Annotated in this window: 13 protein-coding genes; 8 read left to right on the top strand and 5 right to left on the bottom strand. The window is 37.2% G+C overall.

Annotated features, from left to right (window positions below; all coding sequences use genetic code 11):
• Window positions 1-185: 185 nt before the first annotated feature.
• From GQR54_RS03970 to ilvN, 8 genes are all read left to right on the top strand, one after another.
• Window positions 186-1,721 (top strand): GGDEF domain-containing protein, encoded by a 1,536-nt coding sequence (locus tag GQR54_RS03970; protein ID WP_166376609.1) that lies wholly within the window; start codon window positions 186-188, stop codon window positions 1,719-1,721.
• Between the two features lie 62 nt (window positions 1,722-1,783).
• The gene (gene ppnN / locus GQR54_RS03965; RefSeq protein ID WP_166376608.1) at window positions 1,784-3,127 is read left to right on the top strand and encodes a nucleotide 5'-monophosphate nucleosidase PpnN; all 1,344 of its coding nucleotides are present in this window, start codon (window positions 1,784-1,786) and stop codon (window positions 3,125-3,127) included.
• Window positions 3,128-3,137: 10 nt separating this feature from the next.
• A complete protein-coding gene (gene xni, locus GQR54_RS03960) occupies window positions 3,138-3,911 on the top strand; it encodes a flap endonuclease Xni (protein WP_166376607.1) in 774 nt (257 codons plus the stop codon).
• A 69-nt stretch (window positions 3,912-3,980) separates the two neighbouring features.
• A complete protein-coding gene (locus GQR54_RS03955) occupies window positions 3,981-4,364 on the top strand; it encodes a DUF3192 domain-containing protein (RefSeq protein ID WP_024591078.1) in 384 nt (127 codons plus the stop codon).
• A gap of 11 nt (window positions 4,365-4,375) precedes the next feature.
• Window positions 4,376-6,064, top strand: a complete 1,689-nt coding sequence (locus tag GQR54_RS03950; protein ID WP_166376606.1) for a hypothetical protein — start codon at window positions 4,376-4,378, stop codon at window positions 6,062-6,064.
• A gap of 206 nt (window positions 6,065-6,270) precedes the next feature.
• On the top strand, window positions 6,271-7,278 hold the full coding sequence (locus tag GQR54_RS03945) for an isocitrate dehydrogenase (RefSeq protein ID WP_007580684.1): 1,008 nt from the start codon (window positions 6,271-6,273) through the stop codon (window positions 7,276-7,278).
• A gap of 444 nt (window positions 7,279-7,722) precedes the next feature.
• Window positions 7,723-9,447, top strand: coding sequence for an acetolactate synthase 3 large subunit (locus GQR54_RS03940; RefSeq protein ID WP_166376605.1), 1,725 nt, complete (start codon window positions 7,723-7,725; stop codon window positions 9,445-9,447).
• Entirely contained in the window at window positions 9,447-9,944 is a 498-nt protein-coding gene (gene ilvN / locus GQR54_RS03935; RefSeq protein WP_007580691.1) for an acetolactate synthase small subunit, read from the top strand. Before GQR54_RS03940 ends, ilvN begins: the two co-directional genes overlap by 1 nt.
• 92 nt (window positions 9,945-10,036) lie before the next feature.
• Here the strand turns inward: ilvN and GQR54_RS03930 are convergent, their stop codons facing one another.
• The 5 genes from GQR54_RS03930 to GQR54_RS03910 form a co-directional block, all read right to left on the bottom strand.
• A complete protein-coding gene (locus GQR54_RS03930) occupies window positions 10,037-10,312 on the bottom strand; it encodes an HU family DNA-binding protein (RefSeq protein ID WP_002962474.1) in 276 nt (91 codons plus the stop codon).
• A gap of 210 nt (window positions 10,313-10,522) precedes the next feature.
• Window positions 10,523-11,062 (bottom strand): DUF3833 domain-containing protein, encoded by a 540-nt coding sequence (locus tag GQR54_RS03925; RefSeq protein WP_166376604.1) that lies wholly within the window; start codon window positions 11,060-11,062, stop codon window positions 10,523-10,525.
• 1 nt (window position 11,063) lies between these two features.
• A complete protein-coding gene (locus tag GQR54_RS03920; protein WP_166376603.1) occupies window positions 11,064-11,552 on the bottom strand; it encodes a chalcone isomerase family protein in 489 nt (162 codons plus the stop codon).
• Window positions 11,553-11,606: 54 nt separating this feature from the next.
• Window positions 11,607-12,107 carry a DUF2878 domain-containing protein gene (locus GQR54_RS03915; protein WP_166376602.1) on the bottom strand — a complete coding sequence of 167 codons (501 nt, stop codon included), beginning with the start codon at window positions 12,105-12,107 and terminating at the stop codon, window positions 11,607-11,609.
• Window positions 12,085-13,347, bottom strand: coding sequence for a cyclopropane-fatty-acyl-phospholipid synthase family protein (locus GQR54_RS03910; RefSeq protein ID WP_166376601.1), 1,263 nt, complete (start codon window positions 13,345-13,347; stop codon window positions 12,085-12,087). Before GQR54_RS03910 ends, GQR54_RS03915 begins: the two co-directional genes overlap by 23 nt.
• Window position 13,348: the final 1 nt, after the last annotated feature.

Genomic DNA, 13,348 nt, shown 5'->3' with positions numbered 1-13,348 from the left:
CTTAATTGCCACAAGACTAACAAGCCCCTACCTAAAAGCGAATTAAATACGATAAATTACCTCATATACAAGTTTATGTGTTCTAGAGCATTAAAATTTTTAAGTTTTTTACTGGATTACTACACTTAACAAAAATTTGTTGTAAACTAAAGATAATAAAATTAATTTTATGGCGGTATGCTTAGGTGTCCGAAAGTTCTAATGCAACAGAAAAAAAACTCAAACAAGCAATTGATGCTCGTATGGCTGTTGAAAGTGCACGTAAACATCAAGTAGATATCCTGTGTGATTTTACGGCAAAATTATCGTTGAGCTGTAAAGGGCTCGATACTGAATTAGATAACCGCCTTGCAAAATTTAGAAGTGCGCTAAATAAGGGTGTAAGCTTTGAACACCTCTCTCCGCTTATTAGTGAAATTTTAACGCTACTTAAAAATCAAGAGTCGACTCAACAAACTCAGCAACGAGATCTGTTCAACAGTGTACAAAATGCAGGCAAGAAATTACAAAAAACCAAAGGTTTACCTGACGATACTCGCAGAACACTAAGAAACTTAATTGATAACGAAATTAATAATGTCCAGTCAACTCATGGCTATATCCCACTTCTTGATCAACTTATTACTTTTTATCATCAGGCTTTAATAACTAAACAAGACCCTGAGGTTGATAAGAAACGCCGAGCGAAACAAACTCATGCAAAGAAGCTGCTTGAGCTAGCTAATGAACTTGTTCTTGAAGAAGAAGCTACACTGCAAATTAATAATATAAAAAATAACATTACTGAAAGCGACACAGTCGATGCGTTACTCGACGTCGCGATCAACATAATTGAAGTCGTAGTAAAAAACATCAGTAAAGAGCGTAAATCGGCGCAAAGCTTTTTAGTTTCATTGAATCAAACCCTCGAGGACTTACATAATTCCATTGTCTCTACTAGCAGACACTCTGAGTCGATGAGTATTGAATTTGATTCGTTAAATAAAAGCATTGAACTAAAAATTAAAAACCTCAACAAACAAACGCAAAAAGCAACATCAATTTCATCTTTAAAAGAACTCGTGGATAACGAATTAAAATCACTAAGCGAAGACTTTCTAGTAAAAGAGAAGCTAGAGCAAAAAGATAGAAAAATGCTTAGCACTAGCTTTGGTGAAATAAATAAACGAATTGTTACTTTAGAAGAAAAATTAACAACCTATAAAAAACGCCTAAACGAACAGCGTTTTAAAAGCTTACTTGATGGATTGACGAAATTACCAAACCGAGCTGCATTTGATGAACGCTATAATCACGAAATGCATTTGTTTAATGTGCAACCCTCAGATGTTACGCTTGCTGTAATTGATGTTGATCACTTTAAATCAATAAATGATAGATTTGGCCACACCGCAGGTGACATAACCTTACAGGTTATATCTAAAGCGTTACAAAAGTCAGTTAGAAACTCTGACTTTATAGCGCGTTACGGTGGCGAGGAGTTTGTACTTTTAATGCCAGGATTGTCGCTAGAAAACGCAACCTTACCCTTGGATAAAGTAAGAGAAGCAATTAAAAGTATACCCTTCAAATTCCGAGATAAACAAATTGAAATCACTATTTCAGTTGGTGCAACTCAATTTAAAAAAGGCGATACCCCGCTCATAGCATTCGATAGAGCCGATGACGCTCTTTATAAGGCCAAAAACTCGGGACGAGATAGACTTTGTACCAGTAAATAATGTCATAGCTATTATAACTTTATGACAAGCAGTTTTACGATTTAGCAGTAAGGAGAACGTCTATGTTAATACAGTTAAACCCAACAGGTGTTTTAGATTTACTGTCGCAATTAGAAGTTGATTTATTAGAGCAATCTTCTGCTAGTGAGCGTTATAAGTTATTTAGAAACTGCGTACTTGCAGTACTTAATGTAGGTAGCCATACCGACGAAAGTAACGATATTTACGACAAATACCAAGATTTTGATATTCGTTTAGTAAGCCGCGAACGAGGTATTAAAATTGAACTTGAAAACCCACCCGAGACAGCATTTGTTGATGGCGAAATAATTACCGGTATTCACGAGCATATATTTTCTGTTATTCGTGACATTTTATTTATTTGTCAAAAGTACGAAAAAGATTTAAAAGAGCAAAAAGCCATTACGCACATGGTATTCGATATGCTCAGAAATGCTGGTGCGTTGCGTGTTAAAAGCGAACCTAATATGGTTGTTTGTTGGGGAGGACACTCAATAAGTGAAGTTGAATATAAATATACAAAACAAGTAGGTTATGAGCTAGGTCTACGTGGATTAAATATTTGTACTGGCTGTGGCCCTGGTGCTATGAAAGGCCCAATGAAAGGCGCCACTATTGGCCACGCTAAACAGCGTAATATCGATAACCGTTACTTAGGTTTGACAGAGCCAAGTATTATTGCAGCCGAGCCACCAAACCCTATTGTAAACGAATTAGTTATTTTACCTGATATTGAAAAACGCCTTGAAGCTTTTATAAGAACAGCTCATGCTATTATCATTTTCCCTGGTGGCGCAGGCACTGCTGAAGAACTTTTATATTTATTAGGTATATTACTGCACCCAGATAACACCAAACAATGTTTACCTGTTATTTTAACTGGCCCTAAAGAAAGTGAAGCGTACTTTAAAGAGCTGTGTGAATTTGTTGAAATGACGCTCGGTAAAGAAGCATTAGATAAGTTTGAAGTTATTATTGATAATCCTGAGTTAGTTGGGCAAAAGCTAAGATCGGCTATGGCCAATGTTCGTGATTACCGTAAAAGTGAAGGCGATGCCTACTACTTTAACTGGACGTTAAAAATAGATAACGACTTTCAACAACCTTTTGCACCAACACATGAAAATATGGCAAGTCTTGATTTACATCTTGATCAGCCAAAGCAGTTATTAGCGGCTAATTTACGCAGAGCTTTTTCAGGTATTGTAGCTGGAAATGTAAAAGACGAAGGCGTTAAAGCCATTAAGCAAAACGGTCCATACATTTTAAGTGGCGAGCCTGCCCTTATGGAAAATATGGATACGTTATTACAAGCATTTGTTGATCAAGGCCGTATGAAACTCCCTGGCAGCAAATACATTCCGTGTTACAAAATAAAAGCATGAGTTTTATAGTTTGAAACCCCATTTACTTCTTATTGATGCGCTTAATTTAATTAGGCGCATTTACGCCGTTGACGCTAATCAAAAACATCAAAGCGATGAGCAAATGATACAAACGTGCTGTGCACGTGTAGCTCATGCGTGTAAAAAGCTTTTAGATACAAGTAATGCAACCCATGCGATTGCGGTATTTGATGGTGACAAAAGCTGGCGTTATCATTTTTATAAAGACTATAAACACTCCCGTGCCCCAATGCCTCAAGTGCTAAAAGATGCCTTAGAGCATTTTAAAACCTCAATAGAAGAAACCGGTATTGTTGTATTTGAGCCTATTAACGATGAAGCCGATGATATTATTGCAACGCTTGCGTTTAAAGCATCAAATAATCAAATAGCTAACACTGTTGTTTCTACTGATAAAGGCTTTTTACCGTATATAGGCCCCTATATTACAGTTTATGATTATTTTAAAAAACTCTATTTGGATGAAACAAGTATAAAAGATCGTTTTGGTGTTGAGCAAAATAAGCTCGTTGATTTTTGGGCTTTGGCTGGTGATAAAACAAATGATATTCCGGGAGTAAAAGGGATCGGTACTAAGTCTGCGCAGCAAATAGTTAATAACTATAATTCAATTGAACAAGCGGCAGAAGATGAGTCCCTAAGCCCAAGTATTAAAGCAAAGTTAGCCGCTAATATGGATATGTACGTAATTTCAAAACACTTAGTTAGTTTACGCACTGATATAAACTTAGGTTTTAGTTTAAAGCAGCTAAGACTTCATTAATCGCAAGTTAATAGCCTCTAAACATTACAAAACGTATACTATTATTAGTTACCGGAGTCAGAGTAAACCATATTGAAAAAATTTATCCGATATTTAATCTTAGGTTTAGGGCTATATGCACTGATAGCAGCGTTGGTGATCACCTTTTATAAAGACGATCCTCAGGCTATGATCTGGCAAGACCGAGAAGCTTTTAATAAACGTTATATCGAAAAACTATCACTTGAGCAGCCAACAACACTAAATACTGTGCTTGATTATTTAGGCAGCCCCGACCTTACTTATGCCAAACGAGATGGTGAACAGGTATTTCAGATTGTTTTTTACCGTACACAGCATAAAACATCTGACGGTATAACCACTATGGATGAATGTACTGGGTTATTATTTAAAAATGGGCAGCTATTTTTATGGGGTCCTAGTGCATATAATAAATATCAAGAACAAAATTAGGTGAAGGTTTAATGGATGAAGCTGTTTCAACTACTTTAGAGCAGCTGCTTAATAATACGCAGCTGTTTTTAAGCTATTATAACAATAAACAAAAATGGACAGCCTTATACCCCATGGCAAGTAAGCTAGCTGAGCAATATAGAGTGCTCTATAGTGAACAGCCATTCGCATTACAAGCTCGTTTAACACTTTATAATCCTAATTATTCTTATGCCACCAACTTAGTTGTTAGTCAAAGTGTAATAACCGCTGCACTTTGTAAATCTCAACACTATAACAATGCCCTAAGCGAGCTATACATAGCGGCTTCACTCATTGAGCATTTATGTGTTGGAGCGCAATTAAACAAGCTCTGTGAGCAAACACCTTTTCAAGACTCTGATAAAAACATATGGAAAATGCGTCATCAGTTAGCTGCTAAAGTAATGTTATCCAGTGGCGATTCTGCCAAACCCGTTACGCAATTATTAGCTAAGTTAAGTAAATATAAACAAGCATTGGTAAGTGCTCCTAAAATAATGCTTTACGATGGGGGCATAACACTAATTGCTTTAGCAAATATTATTAGTATGAACATTACTAGTAATACGGCTAATAAACACATGAGTTTATTTAAAGCACTTACTGACTTGTATATTCGCACACCAAATTTGTTTGCACTGCAGCTAATCAAATCACTTATAGCCCATTTGGGGCCACTATTACCGGGAAGCCGCGTTTTTTATGCCGAGCAAACCATGATTTATTTAGCGACTGATGCGCAGCAAAGGCATGTTTTAATTAGTACCGAAAATGCAAGCAAATTAGCTTGGTATAGAGTAAAAGCAACACTTAACGATAGTCCAAAACAATGGCATTGCACTGATAAAAAAATTAGCTTCAAAGTATTTAACAGTGAGCATGTAAAATTTAAAAGTACGATTGACGTTGATAAAGCACACTCTTTACTTGAACTAATAAGTAATATTAAGCTGGAACACGAATATAGCTATAAAGGATTAAGTCGTTTGTTGGCTGCTCATCCTCACGTGATTGCTAATTTGTGTGAAGCGGTAAAACCTTATAATAAAGAACACCAGGCTGCTAGAGACTTAAAGCATAGTTTATCGATGGTCGGCTACTATAATGCGCCTGCAATAATTCAACGGGTTGTTTTTGAAGAATTAGTTAATGTTACCCCACACCCTTTACAAGTCTATGTTGCTAACAGATTAAATGGATTTGTAAAAATAATGGCCTTATTGATGAGCAAAAATAATCACGACCAATTTGAGCACATTACTTTACCTTTATACGCTTATGCCCATTTTTTATTAACACAATGTAGTACGCAGCTTTCTCGTAAAACACTCATTGATGACACACCAAATAAAACCCTAAGTGCGCCTATTTGTTCGTTTTTTGGGGTAAATTCAATTAACAGCGAGCAACTAACACAACAGCTTACTCATTTATTGAGTGATAACCCATGGACAGCAGCACTATTAGAAGCAGAGCAAACACCTAAAAAACACTTAACTGACTCTCATAAAGTTTGGATCACACTTAAAATTGTTGCTCAGAATGTGTTTAAACCAGAAATTTCGCTAACTCCGTGGCAGCAGCAAACGTTGAATGAACAGCTAAAAATACTCAATTGGCACAATCCAGCAGATTTTTATCAAAATTTAGAATCTCTTGAGCTATTTGATAGTATTTGATTTATGAAAACCTATTTAACGTCTTTATACCCATTATAACCTTGGTGTATACCCAGTATTTTTTGTATAAACTAGCAAAATGGGTGATAAACTGGTATAAATGCGCCCTTAAATTTTCAAGCACGTTCACATAAATGATCTAACAAGCGATTACCCTCTCAGGGTAATAATTTATGTGCAAATCAAACTCTTTAAAGGAAAAGTCAATGGCCAAACAAACCATCACAGTGATCAAAGGCGACGGCATCGGTCCAAGCATTATCGACTCAGCACTTGAAATATTAAAAGCCGCAGGTTGCGATTTTGATTATGAATTTGTTGATGCTGGCCTAGCTGCACTTGAAAAAACAGGTGAGTTACTTCCACAAGACACGGTTGATACAATAGCTAGAAACAAAATCACTCTTAAAGGCCCATTAACAACGCCTGTAGGTGAAGGTTTTACATCTATTAACGTAACACTTCGTAAGCAATTTGGTTTATACGCTAACGTACGCCCTGTTAAATCATTTGTTGGTACTAAAGCGCGTTACGACGATATTGATATCATTACTATTCGTGAAAACACGCAAGGTATGTACTCAGGTGCAGGCCAAATTGTAAGTGAAGACGGTAATGAAGCAGAAGCAAAATCGATAATTACGCGTGAAGGCGCAGAAAAAATCGTAACTTTTGCATATGAGCTAGCGGTACGTGAAGGTCGTAAAAAAGTAACTGCTGTTCATAAAGCTAACATTTTAAAATCAACATCTGGTTTGTTTTTAAAAGTAGCACGTGAAGTAGCTGAGCGTTACCCACAAATTGAATCAAATGAAATGATTGTTGATGCAACATGTATGAAACTGGTAATGACACCTGAAGAGTTTGACGTGATAGTAACGACTAACTTATTCGGTGATATTTTATCTGACCTTTGTGCTGGTTTAGTTGGCGGTTTAGGTATGGCACCAGGTGCTAACATCGGTGAAGACGCAGCAATTTTTGAAGCTGTACACGGTAGTGCACCAGATATTGCTGGCAAAAACCTAGCTAACCCTACATCTGTAATTTTAGCATCTATCCAAATGCTTGAGCATTTAGATATGGGCGACACGGCAGAGCGTATTCGTAGTGCTGTTGCTGATGTAATAAAATCTGGTGACCGTACAACCCGTGATTTAGGCGGCAGCCACGGTACAACTGATTTCACTCAATCAGTAATTGACCGTCTGTAATATACAGTAAACTGTTAAAGTAAAAAGCCAGCATATTAGGGTAACTTAATATGCTGGCTTTTTTGTTTTTTGTACATATCACATACACCCAACTTCAACCTGCATAATTTTGTCAGTCTAAGCCAAACTGAACTATAAGCTTTGGTACTTTCACATTAAAAAATGATAAAAAATGAAATTTTAATGCAAATAAAGCATTTTAAGGTTGACGTGACGCCTCAAAACCCTTAAAAATAAACCTATACAGAATTTTTAATTTAAAAGCAGTGTTTTGCTAAGTAGAGTAAAAACTATGAACACACAAATAAACCTTTTAGTCGTACTCGTACTGGTCTTAGTTATAAGCCCAGCGGGGATGTATTAAAAGGTGATACTGCTTTTTAAAAACCCTCGCACTACGCGGGGGTTTTTTTATGCATAAAAAAAGCGCACAGAGGAATGAGGATGAGCAAACAAGAATATAATGGCTCTGAACTAGTAGTTCAGGCATTAAAAGAATTAAAGGTAAAATACATATTTGGCTACCCCGGTGGTTCGGTTTTAGACTTATATGATGCACTTTTTCAGCAAGATGATATTGAGCATATACTAGTACGTCATGAACAAGCTGCCACACATATGGCTGATGGTTATGCTCGTGCTACTGGAGACGTTGGTGTTGTACTTGCAACCTCGGGCCCTGGCGCTACAAACTGTATAACAGGTATTGCAACGGCCTATATGGATTCAATTCCTATGGTTGTATTGTCAGGCCAAGTGCCTACAAGCTTAATTGGCGATGATGCATTCCAAGAAACTGATATTGTTGGCTGTTCTCGCCCTATAGTTAAACACAGCTTTAACTGTAGAAGTGCTAAAGAAATCCCAACAATCTTAGCTAAAGCCTTTTACATAGCCAGTACAGGTCGTCCTGGGCCCGTTGTAGTTGAGCTTCCTAAAGATATGCTTAACCCTGCTATTAAGTTTGAATACGAATTTCCTAAAACAACAGAGCTAAGAACATACAGCCCTAATACTAAAGGGCATTCAAAACAAATTCGTAAAGCGGTAACAACTATTTTAGAAGCCAAAAAACTGGTTATCTACTCTGGCGGTGGTATTGTTATTTCAAATACGTCAGAGCAATTAACGCATTTAGTTGAGTCGTTAAATGCGCCCATTACCAATACACTAATGGGGCTTGGCGGCATATCAGGTGTACATCCAAACTTTGTAGGTATGCTAGGCATGCACGGTACGCTTGAGGCTAACAAAGCAATGGCAAACGCCGATGTGATTTTAGCGCTTGGTGCTCGTTTTGATGATCGAGTAACTAATAACGTTAAAAAGTTTTGTCCAAATGCCACCATTGTACATGTTGATGTCGATCCAACTTCTATTTCTAAAACAATTAAAGCGCACATACCGGTTGTAGGTTGCTTAGCAACAGTACTAGAACAACTACAAACGGGTATTGATAAAAGCCCAATTAAAATAGATCGAAGCGCGCAAGAAGATTGGTGGCGCCAAATTATCAGCTGGCGTGAACAAAAATGTTTAAGCTACAACACAGATGGCGACAAAATTAAGCCACAAGCCGTTATTGAAGCGGTTTACAAAGCAACAAATGGTGATGCTTATATCAGCTCAGACGTTGGTCAGCACCAAATGTTTGCAGCGCAGTATTATCCATTTAAGCACCCTCGCCAATGGATTAACTCAGGCGGGCTAGGCACTATGGGCTTTGGTTTACCTGCAGCTATGGGCGTAAAGCTTGCTTTTCCTGATAAAGAGTCTGTATGTATTACAGGTGATGGCTCTATTCAAATGAATATTCAAGAGCTATCTACCTGCTTGCAGTACAACCTAGCTGTAAAAGTTGTATCACTCAATAACCGCTCTTTAGGTATGGTACGCCAATGGCAAGATATGGTTTACGGCGGTCGTCATTCATCATCTTACATGGACTCACTGCCTGATTTTGTTAAGTTAGTTGAAAGCTACGGGCATGTAGGCATACAAGTAAACACACTTGATGAGTTACAACCTGCTATCGATAAAGCTATGAGCATAAACGATCGTTTAGTCTTTTTAGATATTCTTGTAGACGAGAAAGAACATGTATACCCAATGCAAATCAAGTTAGGTGGCATTGATGAGATGTGGTTACGTAAAGGAGTAAAAGCATAATGCGTCGTATTTTATCTATTCTATTGGAAAACGAACCAGGTGCACTGTCGCGTATTGTTGGGCTTTTTTCACAACGTGCATACAACATCGACAGCCTAACTGTTGGCACAACTGATGATCAGTCGTTATCACGTATTACCATTACCACCATGGGTGATGACAGAGTGGTTGAGCAGATCACAAAGCAAGTTAACAAATTAGTCGACGTGCTTAAAATTATCGATTTAACAGAAATGAGTCACATTGAGCGAGAGTTATTGCTTGTTAAGGTATTTGCTCAAGACGAGACGACTCGTGCAGCGGTTACCCGCGTAGTTGATGTGTTCCAGGGTGTTATTTTAGATATGGGCCGGCAAAGCTATAGCCTGCAACTAGTGAGCAGTACAGACAAAATAGAATCGTTTTTAGACACACTTCGCCATGAAACCGATATTATTGAAGTTGTACGTTCTGGTGCTGTTGGCATTGGCCGAGGCGATAAAGCCTTAAAAGCATAAATTTATAATATAAAGGCATCAATTGATGTCTTTATTAAACATAAAAAAAAAGAGCTAAATAGCTCTTTTTTTATTTTAATTCGTTAAACCTATTAAGGGTTTACTTGGTCTTTAAGACCTTTACCTGCTTTAAAGCTTGGGATAGTTGCCGCTGCGATTTGGATCTCAGCACCCGTTTGTGGGTTACGGCCAGTGCGAGCTGCACGTTCTTTTACTGAGAAAGTACCAAAACCAACTAATGCTACTGAATCACCTTCTTTTAAAGAAGAAGTTACAGCACCTGTAAACGCGTCAAGAGCACGAGTAGCAGCGGCTTTAGAGATTTCTGCATCAGTAGCAATTTTTTCAACTAATTGAGCTTTATTCATTGTTAGATTCCTATTCGTTATTATTTTGCCTTCGCAAAACCTATCTTTATGCATTTTTAAAGAGTTAGCAACAGCAAATTGCATTTTTTGCTTAAATTCTTAAAAAATGAGTAAAATTTAAATAATTCTCGGTAGAATACAGCGTGTTGGGTTAACAAAGACTTAATTTGAGTACAATTTTGGCGCAAGTTAAGCAACTGGGTAAATAAGCTATATTTTTTCGATAACTAAGGTCACTTCCCCGACCTCGACTCCAAACTTAACAATAGATGTGCGGTTTATCAAGCGCGATTGTGTAACCAGGTACATCCAATCGTCAAAATTGACTTCTAAAGTGCTGCCATCGTATGGAAGGGCTACATTGTAATTCCAATGAAATACGCTACCATCGCTTTTGCCTTTTGCCGTACCTATAACATCGGCCGCTGTCCCCGTTAAACTATTGTCGTTATTTAACGTTATTTTCCAAATACGCTTTTGAGTTTCGCCATCGTCGTAAACAAAGTCTTCTTCAATAACGCCCTCATTACCATCCCAAGTCGCATTCATGTCTACAACAAGCTTTCGGGTCAGCTCGCCTTTAAAGTCTTGTACAACACCATAGGCTTTCAAATTTCCGCTAAAAAAGGTTTTAAAATCGAAATTTGGCGATGTATTTTTATAATGTTCAACTTTTGGTGCCGAACAGCTAATTAAAAGTAGAGCCGAGAGGCTCATAACAGCTGCTTTTAACGTGTTTAATATGTTCATATTAATTCCCTAATAATTGCTTTCGTAATTTTGGCTCAGAGGTTTTTTCATCAAGCCAAATGGCTAAAAAGTCACTCGAAAATTGAAGCTCATTAATTTCACCAATTTTTTCATCATTATGATAAAAAGTGCTCATACCCTGCTCATTTGTGATTAACGTTAGCGAATCACCTTGTTTAATATCAGGCCAAATCGACAATAATTTACTGTCGTATTTATCTGCCAGCCCTGTTTTTCCAATATGCTCCCACTGCTCATTTGTCGCTTTCACTATTTCTGTAGCGTCAAAGTCTCGTAAGTAGGTGAGCTTAAATTTAACAGGATGTGTTCCTTCACTGTAATTACCGGAAGGGGTAAATAGCACAGCGTCATATACATCCCAAAATAAATACTCCATTCGCGCCTCACCCACTTTACTAAACTGTGTGTTGGCTAAAACAATTGAAGTTGTAAGCAAATAAAAAGTAACTGCCTTTAGTAAAAATTTCAAAATGAGCTCCCTTTGAATAACTGGGTAATGTTACGAAATAGAAATTGTGGAAGATCAGCGATTGATGAATAACTTGATTTTTTGGTTTATAAAAAGAATAACAGTAAACACTGTAGACCAAAGCGCCCCGTAAACAAGCCAAAATTGCCATAAAGGTAATTCTAGGCTTATTACTTCAAAACGAGCACCGGCCCAATAACTTGCAGGCGCAAAAGCCATGCATACTAAAAAGGCTTGCCAAAGTTTTAATCTGCTTAAAAAGAGCATAGAGGTGTTTAAAGAAAGTAATAATGCAGCCCATAAAAAGACGAGCCATAGAGGGAAGGGATAAACTTTAAATTCTAACAAGCCTAACTTTACCGCTATAAATTCTAACAATAGTGCTAAAGGTAGGGCTTTAATTAACAGTAAAGAGTCTTGTTTTTTCTGCTTTGACAAACAAAACATTAAAACAATAATCAAGCCACTAAAAAGTAGCGAATTGGCTTCAAGCAGCAGTGATAAAAACCACACTGCTTGAAATAAAACAAAATTAGTAACCGAGCGCAATATCATCGTTATCACTAGTAAAACGAGGTTTACGCGCCATTAAATGTACTGTACTTGTTGCTCTGGCTCTAAACGCACCTTCACAATAAGCAAAGTAAAATAACCATAAACGGTAAAAGCGTTCATCAAATTTAGAGCGGTCCAAATCAGGCCAGCTTTTTATAAAACGAGTTCGCCAATCTGCTAATGTTCGAGCGTAGTGAGCGCCAATATCATTAACGGTATGAATAACCATATCGGTGCTGTTTTTAATTTGCTCACTCATTTCGTTAAGTGACGGTAAGCACCCACCCGGAAAAATATACTGTTGAATAAAGTCAGAGTTTTTTAGGTAATGCTTATAACGCTGATCGCCAATAGTAATTGCTTGTATAAGCATGGCGCCGTCGTCTTTTAGGAGCTCACCACACTGAGTGAAAAAGCTCGGCAAATAATCATGACCAACCGCTTCTATCATTTCAATAGAAACAAGCTTGTCGTATTTACCTTTTAGTAGTCTGTAATCGAGCTTAAGTAATGTTATTTTACTTTCAAGACCAAGTTCAACAATCTTGTTAGCTACATAATCATGTTGCTCATCAGATATGGTTGTTGTTGTTACATGGCAATCGTAATGTGTGGCAGCATATATAGCAAATGCCCCCCACCCTGTACCAATTTCAATTACTGAATCATTTTTTTGAAGCTCAACTTGCTCACAAATGCGTTTAAGCTTGTATTGCTGAGCCTCTTCAAGTGTGGCTTCTTTTGTAGGATATACAGCACTTGAATAGAGCATTTCTTTACTTAAAAATGATTCGTACAAATCATTACCTAAGTCGTAATGAGCAACAATATTTTTCTTAGAACCCGATTCTGAATTTTTGTTTTTTATGTGATTAAACCGGTGTGCGATATTACTAAAAAATGCGAATTTGTTTTCAAACTCATCAAGTTGCTTTTCATTTATAGCAAATATCTCAATGAATGAAGTTAAGTTGTCACAAGACCAATGTCCCAAAATATACGCTTCGCCAGCGCCAACGCTTCCAGATAACGCAAACGCTTTATACATAGCTTTATCATTAACTGTTACTGTTGCTTTTAGTGCTGACGATGCATCACCAAAAACTGTACGTTCATTTGCGTCAATTAAAATTATTTGACCTGTTTTAATTGACGCGAAAGCCTTAGTCACTAATTTTTTATATATATTAGTTAACCAACTCGTACTTTGCTCGCAATTTAAGCTCGACACTTTATCCATT

Source organism: Pseudoalteromonas sp. Z9A4 (genome assembly GCF_011378845.1).
Taxonomy (GTDB): domain Bacteria; phylum Pseudomonadota; class Gammaproteobacteria; order Enterobacterales; family Alteromonadaceae; genus Pseudoalteromonas; species Pseudoalteromonas arctica.
Note: the sequence above shows the minus strand (reverse complement) of the source record. Positions and strands in the feature narration are given on the sequence as shown.